Origin of the sequence: Clostridium sp. OS1-26 (genome assembly GCF_030915445.1) — a bacterium.
GTDB lineage: Bacteria > Bacillota > Clostridia > Clostridiales > Clostridiaceae > Clostridium_AM.
Genome location: NZ_CP133264.1, coordinates 4,004,149 through 4,021,126 on the forward strand (window position 1 = coordinate 4,004,149; position 16,978 = coordinate 4,021,126).

At 30.8% G+C, this 16,978-nt stretch carries 10 protein-coding genes, 1 pseudogene and 1 riboswitch; of the genes and pseudogenes, 10 read left to right on the plus strand and 1 reads right to left on the minus strand.

The genetic code is table 11. The features are described from left to right. The first annotated feature begins 1 nt into the window (after nucleotide 1). From RCG18_RS19835 to RCG18_RS19860, 6 genes and pseudogenes are all read left to right on the plus strand, one after another. Complete coding sequence (locus tag RCG18_RS19835; protein WP_308037754.1) at nucleotides 2–2,614, plus strand: FtsX-like permease family protein; 2,613 nt, start codon at nucleotides 2–4, stop codon at nucleotides 2,612–2,614. A 234-nt stretch (nucleotides 2,615–2,848) separates the two neighbouring features. Then, complete coding sequence (locus tag RCG18_RS19840; protein WP_308037755.1) at nucleotides 2,849–3,550, plus strand: response regulator transcription factor; 702 nt, start codon at nucleotides 2,849–2,851, stop codon at nucleotides 3,548–3,550. A gap of 129 nt (nucleotides 3,551–3,679) precedes the next feature. Then, complete coding sequence (locus RCG18_RS19845) at nucleotides 3,680–4,600, plus strand: ATP-binding cassette domain-containing protein (RefSeq protein WP_308037756.1); 921 nt, start codon at nucleotides 3,680–3,682, stop codon at nucleotides 4,598–4,600. Continuing rightward, nucleotides 4,593–5,345: an ABC transporter permease gene (locus RCG18_RS19850; RefSeq protein WP_308037757.1), complete on the plus strand. Its 753-nt coding sequence runs from the start codon at nucleotides 4,593–4,595 to the stop codon at nucleotides 5,343–5,345. The genes RCG18_RS19845 and RCG18_RS19850 overlap by 8 nt, the downstream gene beginning before the upstream one ends. A gap of 190 nt (nucleotides 5,346–5,535) precedes the next feature. After that, nucleotides 5,536–6,444 (plus strand): HAMP domain-containing sensor histidine kinase, encoded by a 909-nt coding sequence (locus tag RCG18_RS19855; protein WP_308037758.1) that lies wholly within the window; start codon nucleotides 5,536–5,538, stop codon nucleotides 6,442–6,444. A 176-nt stretch (nucleotides 6,445–6,620) separates the two neighbouring features. Then, a riboswitch (ZMP/ZTP riboswitch) is annotated at nucleotides 6,621–6,706 on the plus strand. 85 nt (nucleotides 6,707–6,791) lie between these two features. Next, nucleotides 6,792–8,467, plus strand: a pseudogene (locus tag RCG18_RS19860) (formate--tetrahydrofolate ligase). A 397-nt stretch (nucleotides 8,468–8,864) separates the two neighbouring features. Here RCG18_RS19860 and RCG18_RS19865 read toward each other — a convergent pair. Then, a complete protein-coding gene (locus tag RCG18_RS19865) occupies nucleotides 8,865–10,973 on the minus strand; it encodes a methyl-accepting chemotaxis protein (protein WP_308037759.1) in 2,109 nt (702 codons plus the stop codon). Between the two features lie 669 nt (nucleotides 10,974–11,642). Here RCG18_RS19865 and RCG18_RS19870 point away from each other — a divergent pair. The 4 genes from RCG18_RS19870 to RCG18_RS19885 all read left to right on the plus strand — a co-directional run bounded on the left by RCG18_RS19870 (nucleotide 11,643) and on the right by RCG18_RS19885 (nucleotide 16,801). Then, nucleotides 11,643–13,565, plus strand: coding sequence for an OPT family oligopeptide transporter (locus tag RCG18_RS19870; protein WP_308037760.1), 1,923 nt, complete (start codon nucleotides 11,643–11,645; stop codon nucleotides 13,563–13,565). After that, nucleotides 13,552–13,902 (plus strand): PqqD family protein, encoded by a 351-nt coding sequence (locus tag RCG18_RS19875; RefSeq protein WP_308037761.1) that lies wholly within the window; start codon nucleotides 13,552–13,554, stop codon nucleotides 13,900–13,902. The genes RCG18_RS19870 and RCG18_RS19875 overlap by 14 nt, the downstream gene beginning before the upstream one ends. A 639-nt stretch (nucleotides 13,903–14,541) precedes the next feature. Further along, entirely contained in the window at nucleotides 14,542–16,464 is a 1,923-nt protein-coding gene (locus tag RCG18_RS19880) for an OPT family oligopeptide transporter (RefSeq protein ID WP_308037762.1), read from the plus strand. Next, entirely contained in the window at nucleotides 16,451–16,801 is a 351-nt protein-coding gene (locus RCG18_RS19885) for a PqqD family protein (protein WP_308037763.1), read from the plus strand. Before RCG18_RS19880 ends, RCG18_RS19885 begins: the two co-directional genes overlap by 14 nt. The last annotated feature ends 177 nt before the right edge of the window (nucleotides 16,802–16,978 follow it).

Genomic DNA, 16,978 nt, shown 5'->3' on the forward strand with positions numbered 1-16,978 from the left:
TATGATTAAGAATTATTTGCAAATAACACCTAAATATTTAAAAATTCAAAGGAAAAGAACTTTATTGACTATTATAGGTATCGTTCTTTCTACTGCTTTAATTGTAGCGGTGGGAACCTTAGGCTTAAGCTTCTGGGATAAACAGTACAAAGAAATTATGAAGAATGAAGGTGCGTATCAAGTATCTATTTCCAGTAATTCTAAAACAAATTCTGAAAAAGTTAAAAATAATGTTTCTGTTTTAGAAGCAGGTACAGTGGTGGAGTTAGGTACAGGTGGCAAAAATCTTGTAGATGGCGAAAAAAACATATTAACTGATGCAAAGGAATTTGACCCTAATGGGTATAAAATTTGCGCTTATGATAAAAAAGCTTTAGAAATGTGGCCAATCCTCCTTGCAGAGGGAAGATTGCCAAAGTCCAGTGATGAAATTATTATAGGTAATGAAACTTTACCTTATCTAAAGGGAAAAATTAATTTGGGTGATAAGATTTCTATGGACATGTCACCTAATAATGATAGCAAATCAAAGACTTATACTGTGGTAGGATTTTTAGATTCTAATTTAAACTTTTCCAGGAGGATGGAAGGAGTAACTTTTTATGATGCTGACCTAGATTTAGGCAATGCAAAGTATACAACTTACATAAGCTTTAAAAATAGCGGAAATGTTCGTGAAGCAACTAGAAAGCTTCTAGCTGATTTAGGTAATAGCAGCGGAAATAGCCTTAAGGTTTCTTATAATGAAAAAGTTTTAAGGTTTTTGCTACAAAGTGATAACAATGGATATAATATTGCATTAATGTCTGGATGCATATTTTTAGGATTGCTTGTAGTTTTTGCTATGAGTGCTGTCATATATAATATCTTTAATATTGCACTTCTTGAGCGTATTTCGCAATTTGGATTGTTTAGATGTATAGGAGCAACTGAAAAGCAAATCAGAAAATTAGTATTTAAAGAAGCAACTATTTTAGGTACTATAGGAATTCCAATAGGAATCTTAGTAGGAACTTTTGCTATAAAAGTTTTATTAAGTGTCCTTGCTATTATTGTGCCTAATCTACCTTATGGACAGCTTAAATTAATCATATCACCCTATATTATATTTATTAGCGTTATTCTAAGTTTAATTTCTATATATATAGCAGCTTTTGGACCAGCAAGAAAGGCTGGTAAGACATCACCACTTGATGCAATAAGAAATACAGGAAATTTGGGAAAAGAGAAGTTTAAAGGCATAGCTTCAGGAAAATTAGTAAAGAAACTGCTTGGTGCCGAAGGATGGATCGCAAGAAAGAACTTAGGAAGGAATAGAAAAAGATTCTCTATAACTGTATTTTCTATGGTTATAAGTATTGTGCTGTTAATTGTATTTAGTAGTATTATTGACCTAACTTACAAAACTGGAATAAATGATAGTGATAACGAATTTTATCATTTTCAAATATCACATAAGGATAATAGGGGTGATGTAAAACTTACAGAGGAAGATTTTAAAACTATAAGTAGTTTTAATGAAGTCGATAAAGTATATAAGATGTATTATAGGTATTTTGATACTAAACAAGGCGACTCAATAGGAGATGAAGTATTAGTTTATGACAATCTAGTTAGCCCTAGGTTAAAAGAATTCAAAACTGAATGGTTTAATAGCAAAAAAGTATACGATAAATATATTAATTTTAACAGAAGTCAAATAGTAGGGTTATCAGACGAAAACTTATCAACCCTTAATAAGTACTTGCTTAGCGGTGAAATAAATTACAATAAAATGAATAATGAAAAGGGAGTTATTATTGTTAACACAGGATTTAGCTATGATCCTAAAACTAACAAACGTATTATAATGGACAATCTAAATATAAAAGTTGGGGATAAAATAAGGTTAAAGGTATCTGTAAACAGTGATGGTAAAAAATCAAGCTCTCTGGATGAATATAAGGAGTGTACAGTTCAAGGAATATTAAAGCAGGGAATTTGGGGACAAAAGTTTACTGCCGATGGTGGAATTAATGTATATACTACAGAAAACATATATAAGGAATTAACAAACAAAGATAGAAATCCAGACTATTTGGTAATAAAAATAAAGGATAATAGAGATTCTTCTTCAGTACGAAAATTTTTGACCAGCATGATAAAAAAGTATCCTAATTTTCTTCTAAGGGATCGTGAAGCAGAAATGAAAGAAAATGCACAATATAGTTTAGTAATAAGTATATTTGTATATGGCTTTTTTGCAGTAATTGCAGCCATTAGCTGTGTTAATATTTTTAATACTATTAGTACAAATATTATGCTAAGGACAAGAGAACTTTCTATTTTAAAAGCAATTGGAATGGCAAAGCATGAAGTTAATAAACTAGTAAGACTAGAATGTGTTTTTTATTCCATAGTAGCTATTGTAATAGGAAATATATTGGGTGTAGTAGGTTCTTATACGTTATATAAAATGCTTTGCAGTGCTGTGGAAATTCAATGGAGCATGCCTTGGGGTGCTGTGTTAGCATCTTCTGTTGGAACTGTTGGTGTAACTATACTAGCTAGCTATTTTCCATTAAAAAGAGTTAACAAGATGGCAATCGTGGAAGGAATAAATAATGCAGAATAGTTTAGCGGGTTTATAGAGGCAATAAGTAAAAGAATATAGGTACGTGCGTAACCATTAAACTGCCAGCTTAGGTTGGTAGTTTATTTTTATACAATTTAAATTTCATTCAATGTCAGAAATGGTGCTTAGGATAGTTGGATTTTATCAAGAAAGTAGAAATGAGTTATGGTAAAATGTACATATAAAAATTACAAGATAAAAAATAACTTTATATAGATTAGAAGGGAAGAAATTATGGATAAAAGAGTTAGGATTTTAGTAGTTGAAGATGACAATGATATTAATAAATTACTTTGCAGTATTTTTGAAAATAAGGGATATAGGTCTAGAGCGGCTTTTTCAGGAACAGAAGCTTTAATGTGCGTAGAAAATGAAAAATGGGATATGATTTTACTGGATTTGATGATTCCAGGGCTTAGTGGAGAAGAAGTTATATTAAAAATAAGAGAAATCACAAAAGCTCCAATCATTATTGTGAGCGCAAAAACATCTAAAAAGACTAAGCTGGAATTATTAGAAAAAGGAGCTGATGATTTTATTTGTAAGCCTTTTGATCCAGACGAAGTGGTTGCAAGAGTTAATTCTAATTTGAGAAGATATTTAGAATTTTCTACAGATGAGGAAAAGAAAAACAACATTTTGAGTTATAAAGATATTATGTTAAATACAGAAAGCAAGGAAGTAAAAGTTGAACAAAACGTAGTTGTGTTAACTGCAAGAGAATTTGCAGTGTTAGAGTTATTATTAAATAACCCTAATAAGGTATACAGTAAATCTAACATCTTTGAAAGTATATGGGGTGAAGAATTTTTAGGTGATGATAACACTGTAAATGTACATGTAAGTAGATTAAGAAATAAGTTATCTAGAGTTAGTAGTAATGGTGAAGATTACATAGAAACAGTTTGGGCAATGGGGTATAGATTAAGGAAATAGTTAATTATAATTTAATATAAAAAATATCTATTAAAAAGATTTAATACTTTTGAAAGGTTTTAGCAAGGTTTTCTTATAAAAGATTGTTTATTATAAAAGCATGATTTATAAGAGGAGGTAAGGACTAAAATGAATGAATATGCAATTAGAGCTAGTAATATTACAAAAATATATAGAAAGCATAAGGTGTTAGACAACTTATCCATTAACATTAGAAAAGGTGATATATACGGATTTATAGGGAAAAATGGTGCTGGTAAAACAACTATGCTTAGGGTGCTTACAGGACTTGTTATACCTAATGAGGGACAAGTTGAACTATTTGGGCGTAGTGAAGATAAAGAGGTTATAAAGGGAAGGGAAAGAATTGGTGCATTAATAGAAGCACCAGCTCTGTATCTTAATATGACTGCGAAAGAAAATCTTGAACTTGTCAGAATTCAAAGAGGGATTCCAGGAACTAAGTGTATTGATGAAGCTCTAAATCTAGTAGGGCTTAAGGATGTAGAGAAAAAGAAAACCAAGAATTTCTCATTAGGAATGAAACAACGATTAGGAATTGCTATAGCTTTATTAAGTGATCCAGAAGTTTTAATTTTAGATGAACCTATAAATGGGCTAGATCCAATTGGAATAAAAGAAATAAGAGAACTTTTACTTAAATTAAATAAAGAAAGAGGAACTACTGTTTTAATATCAAGTCATATATTATCTGAGCTTACTCATATTTCAAATAGATATGGCTTTATAAATGATGGGAAATTGGTTGAAGAAATAAATGTAAGTGAACTTTCTAGTAAATGTAGAACCCATATTCATTTGAAAACAAGTGATTCTTCAGATGTTTCACTTATTCTAGAAAATGAGCTTAGAATAGAAGATTATGAAGTTTTTTCAGATAACATTATAAGAATATATGATGAATTTGACGAGGAAAAGATTACTCTGGCTCTAGCTAAACATAACATAGGAGTTAAAGAAATAATGAAAATGGGTGAATCTCTTGAAGATTATTTTACTAAGCTAGTTGGAGGACAAGATAATGAGTAATTTAATTAGAGGGGAATTTTATAAATTAAGAAAAAGTAAATATTTTATTGGAATGATTTTTTTGGCATTAGTGGCTTCATTTTTTTTGATGAATAGTTTCGATTCAAATGTGCAGAGATTAAGGGGAGCACATCCTGAACTTGTAAATGGGATGTATTCAATAAAATATGCATTTGAATGCATTTTATTTACAAGTTATATATTTGCGTTATTTGCAGGAGAATTTATCGCTAAAGATTTAAAAAATAATATGAGTAAAACTTTTACTTATGGATATGAGAGAAGTAAATTTATATTAAGCAAGTTAATAGTTTTTATAATATCTTCTTTATTTCTAGAATTAATTTATACAATAATTTTAGTTATATATGCTTCAATCAGCTACGGATTTTGTGAAGCTTTAAATTCTAGCACTATATTATACCTAATTAGAGTAGTTGTTATTGGAATAATGTATAATGTAGCAACAATATCTATAGTTGCTATGATTGCCATAATAACAAAGAGTAATTTGTGTACAGTTGTTTCACCAATTTTATTTATATTACCCTTTTCAGCATTATCTTTTACATCATATATTTCAATTATAGCTACATACGCATGTCCTTTTGTCATTGGTGAAGGAGCTATAGCTAGATTTGCACCAAAGTCAGATATCATAATTGGAATAATTTCATCAGTGATAACTTTTATAATAACAATTGGAGTAAGTATATTATATGTAAAACATGAGGATATTAAGTAATTAAGATAAACAGAGCTCTTGACTTCAGAGAGCCCAAATGTTAAGCAGATATCCAAAATCTTCGATTTTGAGATAGTCTCTTACGCAGGTGTGATGATTTGGTGCGAATCGCTTTCGCAGAGTGCGATGGGAGTATTAGAACGGGTAGTCATCGGATAAAAAATTTATTATATAAATTAGGAGAATTGAGATGTACTTATTAGCTATTATTTTATTAGTGATTTTTATGATTATATTTTCAATGGCAATGTGGATTAAATTATTTTCATATAAGCGACAAATACGAGATATTACTAATCAGATTAGAGCCTTTAAAGAGAGAAAAACAAACAAAAAGATTAGTACTCAAATAGTAGATAAAGATATAGAAGAGCTTGCTTTGCGGATTAATGAGTACTTAGAACTCTATAAAAGAAATGAACAAGAAAAGATAATATTTGAAAATACATTAAAACAAGGAATAGCTAATATGTCTCATGATTTAAGAACCCCATTAACTTCAATAATAGGATATTTAAAGTTACTTCAAAATGATGAAATAGATAAAAAAGAAGCACTGGATATACTTAAAAATAAAACTAATAAATTAAATGTACTTGTAAATGATTTTTTTGAGTTAGCTTCAATAGAAAGTGAAGATTATGAACTAGATATGACAAAAGTAAATTTAACTAATGTAGTACGTGATGAAATCTTATCATTTTATGAAGCTTTTCAAAGCAAAGGACTTGAACCAAAGATAAATATTTTGGATAAACCAATTTTTATAATGAGTGATATGGACAGTTTAGAGAGAATAATAGATAATTTAATTTCTAATACATTAAAATATGCAGAAAAAGACATAGAAATAAATTTAGAAGAGTCCAATGATAAAGTTATTTTAAAAATCTCCAATATATGCACAAGCATTGATGAAAAAGATGTATTACATATGTTTGATAGATTTTATATGGCAGATAAGGTGAGGAAAGGACAAGGAGCAGGACTTGGTCTTTCTATTGTAAGAAGTTTAATGGAAAAGATGGATGGACTCATAACCTCAAGGTGTGAACAAAATAGGCTCTCTATAATATGCGAATGGAAATACATAGAATAATATTATTTTATATATTTATATTTGATTAAAGACTGCTGTTCATTTTCTAAAAAGGATTGGATTTGATTTTGCCTTTGTATTTACTGATTGACATAATTTGCATTATCCTTTAATATATAAAATGTAATCAAAAAATTCATAATTAAATGCAGGTTTAAAAAATAATTTTTTAAACTAAAGAGTCACATAACTGGCGGAAGTGGAGTTTACCACAGGGAGTGCGACTTGTAAAGTAAAAATGTCGACCGCCTGGGCAAATGTCCAGGGGGTTTTATGTTTTTTGTAAGCTCCTGGACATCTTTAATTAAAATTAGGAATAAAAAAATTAGAGATGGAGGTATTTTGAAATGAGTTTTAAATCAGATATCGAAATAGCACAGGAGTGTAAACCACAAGACATTAGAGAGGTAGCTGCTAAATTAGGTTTTACAGAAGATGATATCGAGCTTTATGGAAAATATAAAGCAAAAGTAGATTACAATCTTTTGAAGAAAACACCAGGAAAAAATGGCAAGCTAATACTATGTACAGCAATCAACCCAACACCAGCAGGTGAAGGAAAAACTACTACATCAATAGGTGTGGCAGATGCTTTATCAGAAATAGGTAAAAATACAATAGTTGCATTAAGAGAACCTTCACTAGGACCTGTATTTGGAGTAAAAGGAGGAGCAGCAGGCGGCGGATATGCTCAAGTTGTTCCAATGGAAGATATAAACCTTCACTTTACAGGTGATTTCCATGCAATAGGAGCAGCAAACAACCTTTTAGCTGCAATGATAGACAACCATATATATCAAGGAAACGCTTTAGATATCGATCCAAGAAGAATTGTTTGGAGAAGATGCGTTGACATGAACGACAGACAATTAAGATTTGTTGTTGATGGTATGGGGGGAAAGCAAATGGAGTGCCAAGAGAAGATGGATTTGACATTACTGTTGCTTCAGAAATAATGGCTATATTCTGTTTAGCAACTGACATAAATGATTTAAAAGAAAGATTAGCTAGAATAGTTGTAGGTTATACAAGAAGTGGAGCTCCAGTAACAGCTGGACAAATAAATGCTCACGGTGCTATGGCTGCATTACTTAAAGATGCTTTAAAACCAAATTTAGTTCAGACACTTGAAGGAACACCAGCATTTGTACATGGTGGACCATTTGCAAATATAGCTCATGGATGTAACTCAATAATGGCTACAAGAATGGCTACTCACTTTGCTGACTATGTAGTTACAGAAGCAGGATTCGGTGCTGACCTTGGAGCTGAGAAGTTCTTAGACATCAAGTGTAGAATGGCTGGATTAAAACCAGATGCTGTTGTAATAGTTGCTACAGTAAGAGCACTAAAATACAACGGAGGAGTACCAAAGGCTGAATTAAATAATGAAAACTTAGAAGCTCTTGAAAAAGGACTTCCAAACTTATTGAAACACGTTGAAAATATAACTAAAGTATTCAAACTACCAGCAGTAGTAGCAATAAATGCATTCCCAACTGATACTCAAGCAGAGTTAAAGTTAGTTGAAACAAAATGTAAGGAATTAGGAGTTAACGTTAAACTTTCAGAAGTTTGGGCAAAAGGCGGAGAAGGTGGAGTTGAAGTAGCTAAAGAGGTAGTTAGATTAATAGAAGCAGGCGAAAATGAATTCCAATTCTCTTATGATGTTGAACTTCCAATAAGAGATAAAATAAGAGCTATATCTCAAAAGATATATGGAGCTGATGGTGTAATATTTACAGATCAAGCTAACAAAGAAATTGATGAATTAGAGAAGAATGGATTTGGAAAAACTCCAGTATGTATGGCAAAAACTCAGTACTCCTTAACTGATGATCAAACTAAACTTGGAAGACCTACAGGATTTAATATAACTGTAAGACAAGTAACAATTTCAGCAGGTGCAGGTTTTGTTGTTGCAGTAACTGGAGCAATAATGAAAATGCCAGGACTTCCTAAAGTTCCAGCAGCTGAAAAAATAGATGTTAATGAAAATGGAGTAATAAGTGGATTATTCTAAAGTATTTTTATATAACTACTGTCTCATATAAAAGGAGGCAGTAGTTTTTTTATGAAAATAATAAAAATTGATAATATAATCAATAAAAAGATGCTGCCTCAGCCATAAATTTAAGTCTTGTGGCTAAGACAACATCTTTTTGATTTTATCCGATCGCTACCATTGCTAACACCCCCATCTTTGTATGAAACTCCTTCTCCTATTGTCGAAGGAGTAAGCGATTCGCACTAAATCAGCACTCTGTGTAAGCGATCATCTCCAAATCATAGATTTGGGATGCCTGCTTAACATTTAGGCTCTCTGCTTAACTGGGGGATAAGCACTGCTATGCGACTGGATAAGTTCTTCTAAGGTTCAGATGGAGAAAGTCATCCTTATAAGCAAACTCCATCTGAACCTAAGAATCACTTGATGATGAAGAGTCTAATTTAAACAGTTCTACTATTTCATCCATCTTAACGGATAACTTATTAAGCTCTTTAGCTGTCTCTGAAATAGAATGCATAGCACTAGTTTGCTCTTTAACCATTGCTGCTACTTCTTCAGTAGAACTAGCTGATTCCTCTGATATAGCAGATATTTTTCCAATAGAAACTATAGCTTTTTCTTTATTTTCATCTACATTCTTAATATTCTCTGACAGATTATTTATATAACTTAAGCTATTTTGTACAGAATCCATAATTAAATCAAAGGATTTTTCTGTTTCAATTATAGAGGAGTTAGCTTTATCTGCAGCATCTATACCAGTGTCCATAGTACTTTTTGCAAGACTTATTTCTTGTTGTATTTCACTTACAATACTAGCTATTTCCTTTGTATGATCTGTACTTTGTTCTGCTAAGTGTCGTATTTCTTCAGCAACTACAGCAAACCCCTTACCATATTCACCAGCTCTAGCTGCTTCAATGGCTGCGTTAAGTGCTAATAAATTTGTTTGTTCTGCAACGCTATTAATAGTACTTACTATATTATCTATAGAACCGGATTTACTGTCTAGGCTATCAACAATAGTAGATAGCTTATTTGTTACATCACTATTTATCTTAAATTTTTCTGTAAGAATATCTAAGGCTTGAGAACCTTTGCTGCTCATTTCTTTAGCATTATTATGAGATTCTTTTACTACGTCAGAGCTTTGCAGGGCAATTTGTATGTCCTCAGCTAAACTCTTAATTTTTTCCAAGCTATCCTGAGAAAATTCAGCATGTTCCGTTGCATTACTTGCTAATTCGGACATTGCATCGGAAACATTATTAATATATGTTAAAGTATCATTAGTATTTGCAGATAAGCTTTTAGAATGTTTAAAAATCTGAGTAGAGCTGTTTTGTAGATTAATAACCACATTAATTAGATTTTTCTTTAAATTAAGTACAGCCCTAATCATAGTGCCAAGCTCATCTTTATTTTTAGAAAATTTCTCTACTTCTTTATCTATACTTAAAGAAAGATCAAACTGGGATATAGCATTTACAAGCTCAGTAGTCGCTTTAATTGGTTCTGAAATTTTTTTGCCTAAATACAATGCTGCAGCTATGGATAAAACAATTCCTATTATAATAATAGCAGAAATTACTACGATTAACTTATTAATGCCGCTAAGGACCTCAGATATAGGTGGTGCGACAGTTAGAACCCATCCATTTGAAAGCTTTGAATAAGCTAGCAGTTTGTATTGTCCATTTTTACTTTTATATTTAATAAAGCCATCTTGATTTCTTTTTATTTGATCATAAATATCTTTATAAACGCCATTTTTAACTGTAGCTAAGTTATCTTTATATGTAAAATCAGGATGCACTAAGTAATCATATTTGTCATTGTATAGTGAAGCATAACCTGTGTTATATACTTTAATACTATTTACTAGATTTTTAATATAACTTAGTTTTAAATCAACACCAACTACACCTATAAGTACATCATTCTTGAATATAGGTTTTGAATATGTAATTACATCTGAGTTAATAATGGAAGAAGTATGTGGAATGGACCAGGTTCCATTTTTATTTTTTATGGTTTCATAGTACCACTGCATGTTTTTATTTTTAGAGTCATATTTTTCTTTTGTTAATTCAGGCTGTGTTTCGAAATTACCAGTGCCTTTAACATCAGCAAGACTAACATCAGCTGCTTGACCGGTTAAGTCAGGATTAAGAAGAAAATACATAGATGAATAGGATTTAGAGTCTTTCGAATAATTTTTTATGGTTGATGCTAAAGTATTTTTGTATTCTTCCATGTATTTTGGATCTGATTTTAGTCGCTCTGCATCAAAGGTATTTAGGACATTAGAGTATAAATAATCCACTTTGCCTTCTGCTAGTTTAAGCTTTTCATTTAAATCTCCCGCTGTGCTTTTAGACATATAAACAAGCTTGTCCATAGCTTCTTCATTCATAAGTATTTTTCCTGTAATTATTGAGACGGTTCCTAAAATTGAAGATAAGGTAACACAGCAAGCTATAATGGTTATTATGATTTTAGTGCTTATTTTTTTCATGTTAGTAATCCTTTCAAAAATTATAAATTTTATATTTTAATGGCTAACAAAGACTATTTTACCATCTGTTTTATAAATGGTCAAAAAATTGAATAGATCTAAAAAGGTGAATGATAACTTAAATACTGGCACAAGGCCTTTGTTAAAAAGACTTGTAATTCTACAGATGGAAGACTAATAAAAGTAATACAGGGGTGGAGAAGCTATGGAAATTTTAACAAGTATATTAAATTTTAATCAAGTAAATAATAGAAATAAAAAATTAAAATTAACAAATTCATGCTGCCTTTCTTAGGAAATAATAGGTATAGTGAATTTACTAATATTTAAAAATTCAAGATGATGATAAATCTTTTCAATAATTATACATTAAATTTTTGATTAAAAGAGATTATTCACAGTTTGTTAACTGAAGTATTTGCCCTGAAAACTAAAACTTAATATAAAATCTGAGCATATTTTATTATTATCCTTATAAATTATTCTATTTATTATTATTCTTACAAATTGCCCTATATCCTTTAAAGGCAAATTATATAATTCTAATTAGTGATACTATTGCAACTTTCTAAATGAATCGACTTTTTTATTTATAAAATTACAAAAATCTTTTTTTAACAAAAACTATGATATAATGGTTTTCATAAAATATAAAAGGAGGTACGTCTTATGGATAATAAATTATCTAAAGATGCATATGGTGGCGTAGCTGGTAAAGACTACGTTCCTTACATTTCCAGTGGGTCTAAGTCTGGTGGAAACGTTGCCGTATTAATTATTGGTATTATTTTAGCTGTTTTATTCGCAGCATCAACTGCCTATTCAGGTATGAAATCAGGGCTTACAGTTGCTGCTGGTATACCTGGTTCTATAATAGGTTCCGCATTTATAGCTGCATTTGCTAAACAAAAAGGTATCCTTGGCAAAAACTTAGTTCAAGGTATGGCAAGTGGTGGAGAATCTGTTGCTAGTGGTATAATATTCGTTTTACCAGCAATTCTTTTAATAGGTGCTAAAGTTAGTTTCTTAGAAGGTTTTGTTGTTGGTGTAGGCGGAGTTTTATTCGGTATAGGAATAGCTTCTCTTGTTCACAATTACTTAATGGTTGAAGAACATGGTAAATTAATGTACCCTGAGTCAATGGCTATATCTGAAACACTTGTTGCTTCAGAAGGTGCTGGAGATTCAATGAAGTACATGGGAATAGGTTTTGGAATAGGCGGTATTATAACTGTTATAACTAGTTCATTTTTAAATGTAGCTAACAACGTTATAAGCTATGTAAATGAAACTTTCTACAAGTGGAAATTTGAAGTTGAAGTTAACCCTCTATTATTAGGTATAGGATTCATAGTTGGTTTAGATGTTTCTTTAACTATGTTTGCTGGTTCTATATTATCTAACTTCGCTGTTATGCCTTTAATAGGTTATTTCGCTGCTCTTGGAAAAGACGGTGCAACTGTATGGAATAATCCTAATGTTGCTATTAATGCTATGCAAGTTAAGCATATAGCTGGTAGTTATGTAAAATATATAGGCGCTGGTATGATGCTTTCTGGTGGTTTAATAGGTGCTATTAAGCTTATACCTACTATAATATCTTCTATAAAAGAAACTCTTAATGCTAAGGCTTCAAATGGTGCTGGCAGTTCATCTGCTGGAAACATGATATTACTTGGTGGTATAGTAATAGGTTTCATAGGAGGTTTCGTGGTATCTGGTGGTAATATAGTAATGGCAATAGTTGCTGCTATTTTATCATTATTCTTATCACTACTATTTGTTATAGTTGCTGGTCGTTTAACTGGTACTATAGGAACTTCAAATCTTCCTGTATCTGGTATGACTATAGCTTCTATAGTTATTGTAACATTATTATTCGTTGTAATGGGATGGAAAAATCCTGGAAACAATAAATCTTTACTTTTATTTGGTACATTTATAGTTACTGCTATATCTATAGCTGGTGGTTATTGTCAATCACAAAAAGTTACTTTCGTAATAGGTGGCGACAAAAATGAAATGCAAAAATACTTTGCTATAGCTGGTGTAGTTGGTGTTACAGTAGTTGTTGGTACTATATTAGTACTTTCTAGCCAACTTGCAATGACTGGTGATAACGTTCCGTTTGCACTACCTCAAGCTAACTTAATGTCAACATTAACTGCTGGTATAATGTCAGGTAAATTACCTTGGGTTATGATAATTGCTGGTGCTGTTATGGGAGTTGTTTTATTCTTATTAAACCTTCCTATAATGACAATTGCTATAGGATTCTACTTACCAATATCTACAACTTCTATAATATTAATAGGTGCATTAGTTCGTCTATTTATAGAAAAAACTTCTAAATCTGAAACAGAAAAAGAAGTTAAAGTTTCTAATGGTATAAGTTTATCTTCTGGACTTGTTGCCGGTGGTTCTATATTAGGACTTGTAGGTATAATACTTCAAGTATCAGGTGTTATAAAAGGAGCTGGTCCAAGTGGATTCACTGCTTCTAATGGAATGGCAGTTATAATATTAATAGGTTTAATAGTAGCTACTATAATACCTATAATTAACAGTAAGGTAAAAAATGCTAAACAATAACGAAGATGTTTTAAATATAATATTTAAAATCTCTGACAATTTAGAATATGAAGTAGATAAAGACAATATTGTGACTATACTTGAAAAACAAGATCATAAGGTCCAAAGGTTCTTTAGAAAGCTTAAATTCAGAATTCCAGAATATAAAAAAACTTCTCTAGATGAATACGGAAGTTATGTATTTTTACAAATAGATGGCAAGAAAACTGTAAAAGATATTGGAGAAAATCTAGAAGTAAAGTACGGTGATAAAGCTCACCCACTTTATGAAAGATTATTGTTATTCTTAAACCATATCGACGTTAATTGTCACTATATAGTAAAAACAAATTTCTAAGACATAGAAGATGGCACTGCATTGCAGCTGCCATCTTTATTTATTATCAAAAAGACTATAAGCTTTAAATTGATAAGGTTTTTGGGCTCTTGTTGTTGATATCTTGATGTAAAGGCCTTGGAAGCAACAATAAAGGAATGATAGAGCTAAATTTAAAATATTAAATACAATAAGTAAGTTGGAGTTTACAATAAATTAGAATTTAAAAAAAATTCACAAATTGATGATAATTTTAGCAAATAATGACTATAATGAATTTTATGATATTTAAAAATTCAAGATGGCGATAATCCGTTTTTAATGATTATATATCTGATTATACATTGTTTTTTTATTAAAAGGGGTTATTTACAGTTTTTAACTTGAATGTTTGTTCTGAAAACTAAAATTTCATATAGAATCTAAATGTATTTTATCATTATCATTACAGTAGATACAATTTAATATTATATTTACAATTTGCCCATATTGTTATAAAAAGCTCTATGCCCTTTAAAATTAAATTTTATAATTCTAACTGATAGCAATATTGAAATTTTATTGACAAATAAATTTCTGTATTTGTAAAATTGGCAAAATTCTTTCTAATAACAATTGTGTTATAATTGTGTTTATTAAATATAAAAGGGGGTACGCATCATGGATCATAAGTTATCTAAAGATGCATATGGTGGCGTAGCTGGTAAAGACTACGTTCCTTACGTTTCTAGTGGTTCTAAATCTGGTGGAAACACTGCTGTATTAATTATTGGTATTATTTTAGCTGCTTTATTCGCAGCATCAACTGCCTATTCAGGTATGAAATCAGGGCTTACAGTTGCTGCTGGTATACCTGGTTCTATAATAGGTTCTGCATTTATAGCTGCATTTGCTAAGCAAAAAGGTATCCTTGGCAAAAACTTACTTCAAGGTATGGCAAGTGGTGGAGAATCAGTTGCAAGTGGTATAATATTTGTTTTACCAGCAGTTCTTCTAATAGGTTCTAAAGTTACTTTCTTAGAAGGATTTGTTGTTGGTGTAGGTGGAGTTTTATTCGGTATAGGAATAGCTTCTCTTGTTTATAATTACTTAATCGTTGAAGAACATGGTAAATTAATGTACCCTGAGTCAATGGCTATATCTGAAACACTTGTTGCTTCAGAAGGTGCTGGAGAATCAATGAAGTACATGGGAATAGGTTTTGGAATAGGCGGTATTATAACTGTTATAACTAGTTCATTTTTAAATGTAGCTAACAATGTTATAAGCTATGTAAATGAAACTTTCTACAAGTGGAAATTTGAAGTTGAAGTTAACCCTCTATTATTAGGTATAGGATTCATAGTTGGTTTAGATGTTTCTTTAACTATGTTTGCTGGTTCTATATTATCTAACTTCGCTATTATGCCTTTAATAGGTTACTTCGCTGCTCTTGGACAAGACAGTGCAACTGTATGGAATAATCCTAATGTTGCTATAAACGCTATGCAAGTTAAACATATAGCTGGTAGCTATGTAAAATATATCGGTGCAGGTATGATGCTTTCTGGTGGTTTAATAGGTGCTATTAAGCTTATACCTACTATAATATCTTCTATAAAAGAAACTCTTAATGCTAAGTCTTCAAATGGTGCTGGCAGTTCATCTGCTGGAAACATAATATTACTTGGTGGTATAGCAATAGGTTTCATAGGCGGTTTCTTGATATCTGGTGGTAATATATTAATGGCAATAGTTGCTGCTATTTTATCATTATTCTTATCACTACTATTTGTTATAGTTTCTGGTCGTTTAACTGGTACTATAGGAACTTCGAACCTTCCTGTATCCGGTATGACTATAGCTTCTATAGTTGTTGTAACATTATTATTCGTTGCAATGGGATGGAAAAATCCTGAAAGCAACAGATCATTACTTTTATTTGGTACATTTATAGTTACTGCTATAGCTATGGCTGGTGGTTATTCTCAATCACAAAAAGTTACTTTCATAATAGGTGGCGACAAAAATGAAATGCAAAAATACTTTGCTATAGCTGGTATAGCTGGTGTTACAGTAGTTGTTGGTACTATATTATTGCTTTCTAGCCAACTTGCAATGACTGGTGATAATGTTCCATTTGCACTACCTCAAGCTAACTTAATGTCAACATTAACTGCTGGTATAATGTCAGGTAAATTACCTTGGGTTATGATAATTGCTGGTGCTGTTATGGGAGTTGTTTTATTCTTATTAAACCTTCCTGTAATGACAGTTGCTATAGGATTCTACTTACCAATATCTACAACTTCAATAATATTAATAGGTGCATTAGTTCGTCTATTTATAGAAAGAACTTCTAAAACTGAAAAAGAAAAAGAAGCTAAAGTTTCTAACGGTATAAGTTTATCTTCTGGACTTGTTGCCGGTGGTTCTATAATAGGGCTTATAGGTATAATACTTCAAGTATCAGGTGTTATAAAAGGAGCTGGTCCAACTGGATTCACTGCTTCTAATGGAATGGCAATTATAATATTAATAGCTCTAATAATAGCTACTATAATACCTATAATTAATAGTAAGGTAAAAGATGCCAAGCAGTAACGAAGAGGTTTTAAATATAATATTTAAAATCCCTGATACCTTAGAATATGAAGTGTCTAAAGACAATATTGTAACTATACTTGAAAAACAAGATCATAAGATCCAAAAGTTCTTTAGAAAGCTTAAATTCAGAATTCCAGAATATAAAAAAATTACTCTGGACGAATACGGAAGTTATGTGTTTTTACAAATAGATGGCAAAAAAACTGTAAAAGATATTGGAGAAAATCTAGAATCAAAGTATGGTGATAAAGCTCACCCACTTTATGAAAGATTATTATTATTCTTAAACCATATCGATGTTAATTGTCACTATATAGAAAAAACAAATTTCTAAGATATAGAAGATGGCACTGCATTGCAGCTGCCATTTTTTTTATAATTTAGACAGGTAACTAAAATTAGGAACAAATATTCGTATGGTATTTGATAAAATAGACCATACTATATCTATGAAAGTCTAAAAGAAGATATAGCATGGTCTATTCATTTAAATGGAAATAAGAGAACTAAT

Coding starts and splice junctions, on each gene's coding strand:
- RCG18_RS19835 (WP_308037754.1), top strand. CDS start 2: ATGATTAAGAATTATTTGCAAATAACACCTAAATATTTAAAAATTCAA.
- RCG18_RS19840 (WP_308037755.1), top strand. CDS start 2,849: ATGGATAAAAGAGTTAGGATTTTAGTAGTTGAAGATGACAATGATATT.
- RCG18_RS19845 (WP_308037756.1), top strand. CDS start 3,680: ATGAATGAATATGCAATTAGAGCTAGTAATATTACAAAAATATATAGA.
- RCG18_RS19850 (WP_308037757.1), top strand. CDS start 4,593: ATGAGTAATTTAATTAGAGGGGAATTTTATAAATTAAGAAAAAGTAAA.
- RCG18_RS19855 (WP_308037758.1), top strand. CDS start 5,536: ATGTACTTATTAGCTATTATTTTATTAGTGATTTTTATGATTATATTT.
- RCG18_RS19865 (WP_308037759.1), bottom strand. CDS start 10,973: ATGAAAAAAATAAGCACTAAAATCATAATAACCATTATAGCTTGCTGT.
- RCG18_RS19870 (WP_308037760.1), top strand. CDS start 11,643: ATGGATAATAAATTATCTAAAGATGCATATGGTGGCGTAGCTGGTAAA.
- RCG18_RS19875 (WP_308037761.1), top strand. CDS start 13,552: ATGCTAAACAATAACGAAGATGTTTTAAATATAATATTTAAAATCTCT.
- RCG18_RS19880 (WP_308037762.1), top strand. CDS start 14,542: ATGGATCATAAGTTATCTAAAGATGCATATGGTGGCGTAGCTGGTAAA.
- RCG18_RS19885 (WP_308037763.1), top strand. CDS start 16,451: ATGCCAAGCAGTAACGAAGAGGTTTTAAATATAATATTTAAAATCCCT.